Source organism: bacterium (assembly GCA_037143175.1).
Lineage (GTDB): Bacteria > Verrucomicrobiota > Kiritimatiellia > CAIKKV01 > CAITUY01 > JAABPW01.
In genome coordinates this window covers 1-2,557 of sequence record JBAWZF010000103.1, presented here as the reverse complement: position 1 = coordinate 2,557, position 2,557 = coordinate 1, and the positions used below count along the sequence as shown (strand labels likewise).

General features: G+C 53.8%; 5 protein-coding genes. All 5 read right to left on the bottom strand.

The genetic code is table 11. The features are described 5' to 3' along the window. Window positions 1-159 precede the first annotated feature (159 nt). Window positions 160-435: a hypothetical protein gene (locus WCI03_15270; protein MEI8141212.1), complete on the bottom strand. Its 276-nt coding sequence runs from the start codon at window positions 433-435 to the stop codon at window positions 160-162. A gap of 8 nt (window positions 436-443) precedes the next feature. Continuing rightward, on the bottom strand, window positions 444-602 hold the full coding sequence (locus WCI03_15265; protein MEI8141211.1) for a hypothetical protein: 159 nt from the start codon (window positions 600-602) through the stop codon (window positions 444-446). A 60-nt stretch (window positions 603-662) separates the two neighbouring features. Beyond that, on the bottom strand, window positions 663-1,964 hold the full coding sequence (locus tag WCI03_15260) for a DNA polymerase (protein MEI8141210.1): 1,302 nt from the start codon (window positions 1,962-1,964) through the stop codon (window positions 663-665). Window positions 1,965-1,996: 32 nt separating this feature from the next. Then, complete coding sequence (locus WCI03_15255) at window positions 1,997-2,371, bottom strand: hypothetical protein (protein ID MEI8141209.1); 375 nt, start codon at window positions 2,369-2,371, stop codon at window positions 1,997-1,999. Beyond that, window positions 2,368-2,557: hypothetical protein (locus tag WCI03_15250; protein MEI8141208.1), on the bottom strand; the 190-nt coding region annotated here is incomplete at its 5' end. The genes WCI03_15255 and WCI03_15250, both read right to left, overlap by 4 nt.

Below are 2,557 nucleotides of genomic sequence, written 5' to 3'. Positions count from 1 at the left end.
TGGGCCGAGGGGGCAGAACCCGGTCGGCCCCTCCCCAGTGTCTGAATCGCAGATCGATCATGGATATCAGTTTTACGAAGTCGAGACTGCGGGTTATAATGGCAGACTGGCGCTGGTTCGTCGCACGGGGAGCCAGCGGTGTTGCATCCTGGTTTTCCATCATTTCGCCACCTCCCCGAAGATACCGGTAACACGACTTATTAACTTGGCCAGCGTCAGACCCTCGAGTTCATACGACAGCACCTGGTCGAGTTGATTGATCTTCTCGCGCCCATAGTGTTCCCGCGCCGCATTGGTAAACAGCTTTTGTTGCAACACTATGCTCATGCCCTGGACCGCCAGACTTTCTGGCACTCCGGTCCTGGCCACGAAGTCCTGGTAATCGCGGCAGCCATACTGTTCCCACTTATCGGCCAGGATGAGGTTGCGAAGCATCAGGGGCATCATTGATTCACCTCTTTCTGGGAAAGAAAATCCTGCTCAACTGGTTGCCGAAGCCCCCGTGCTCGCAGCCATTCCTCCGGGATTGGTGGCGGTAAACTGTCGGGGTATTCCGTCAATAATTCCGTCAATTCATTCAATCGTCTCAAACTATCATTCATCAGCTCATCTCCTTTCATTCCATTAAAAAGGGGCGCCCACACGGGCAGCCCCGGTATCACTCACCCGAACGGGATCAACCGTCCCTGCCCGTCATAGACGGCTTCAGCTTTCTTATCCCAACGCCGCATCACCGCAAATCCTGCAGTGATCTTCACATCAGGACAAACTTGTTGCATGGCGGCGACCATGATCCTGGAGATATCCTGGGCGGGCTCGCGGTAATCATCGCGTTCAGGCACTTCCACGAGGACTTCATCATGAATGAATGCCACCACCCGGTATCCAGCGCGGTTCAATTCGTAAAGGGCAAGTTTGGCCCCATCACTAGCGAGGCCTTGGAAGGGCCAGTTTTTCTCCTGATTATAGCGACAGTCAGATTTTACGCGTCCCGTGGGAATAGACACCGTTGTTCCCGGGACAATCAAACGCTGAAGGCGCCGTGAACCCTGATGAGTTTCAACAGCTTCACGTGTAATTTTGTACCGGCTCGCAGGACCGCGGTCGATCTGATCCCAAGCCCAATCGATTTCCTCAGCGCTAAACTCCCTCCCCATGGAGGTCTCAAACTTTCCTCCCGCAACCCGCATCACTATCGCGGCAGCAGTTTCTGGCCCGACTTGACCACCTGGAAACGATTCTAAATCGAGTTCGGCCCCCAACTGCTCAAGCGTGTTCCCCTGGGCCAGATAAGCTTCCATTTCAGGAAACAGACTCATCCATTTGGCACGCCAGCTTTCGGCCTCCGCCACGGTCAGATGGACACCATAAGCCGAGGCAGCATAACCGCCCAACCCGTTAGTCCCCATGCCACCAGGTAATGCAAAGTTCACCGCTTTAGCCTTTTGCCGGTCCTCTTTGGTGACTTCTGATTCAGGTTTTCCCAGGATCATTGCCGCTACATGACGGTGAAGATCCACACCCTGATTGATCAGATCCCGCATGTGGGACTGGCCATAGCGGTCGAAGCAAATCTGACCCAAAGTACATAATTCCAAAGTTGAATAATCGCATGCGATCAACACATGACCGGGTGACGGAATCAGACATTCACGAACGCCACCCTTGCGAGGAAGATTCTGAATGTTAGGCTTGCTGCAGGATGTCCTGCCAGTCCGCACCAGGAGATTGTACCGTGGAAAGATATGTCTCCCTGCTTCGCGGAGATGATCCAATGGATAAGAAATCGCTTTTCTGGTGGTACGGGCACATGCTCGTTGAGACCGACCTGAAACATCGTTTTCATGGTGGAGATCATGGGGAAAGCTGGCGAGAAGGTCAAGATCGGGTACAAACCCCCATTTTGAAGCGCTGAGGCCGGTCAGATCATCCAAGCGGACCTGTTTTACTGTAAGCGGCGCCAAAAGGAGACAAACCCGTCCCGCCGCGAGTGAGCTCAACCGTTCGCGTACGCCATTACGGGTTCGGTGTCGTAATCTGGGAAAGGGTCCTCGAGCAACGACTCGATGATGCGTTCGCCGGATACAGGAGCTGGTGGGCCTGTTGATGGGCTCACCCGTACCCCTTGAGCCCAGAGACCCATATGTCTCAGAATCCGCTCAATCACGGCGCGTTCATCAATCAGCGCGACTATCCTCATCTCCTTCTGGCAGCGCGGACACAGGAGCGGATCGGCTTCCCAGACTTTCTTGATGAGTTCGCGCCATTTCGCTGACGGAATGCGGCGGGGTTTGTGCGCGGAAACATCGATCACCTCGACGGCCAAGTAATTGTCGATTATTGATTGCCGATTGATGATTATTTTGGTCATAGAGATCTCCTCCAATCGACAATCAACATTCGGCAATCATCAATTAAACGCCGCTCCAAATCCTCCCGCTCATCCGGTTGAACTCGCCGGCTTCGATGCACATTAAACCCGGAGTGTTTCCAACTCTGTAACATCCGGGCACGCTCGGGCGGATAAGTAATTGCCGATTGTCGATTGCCAATTGAT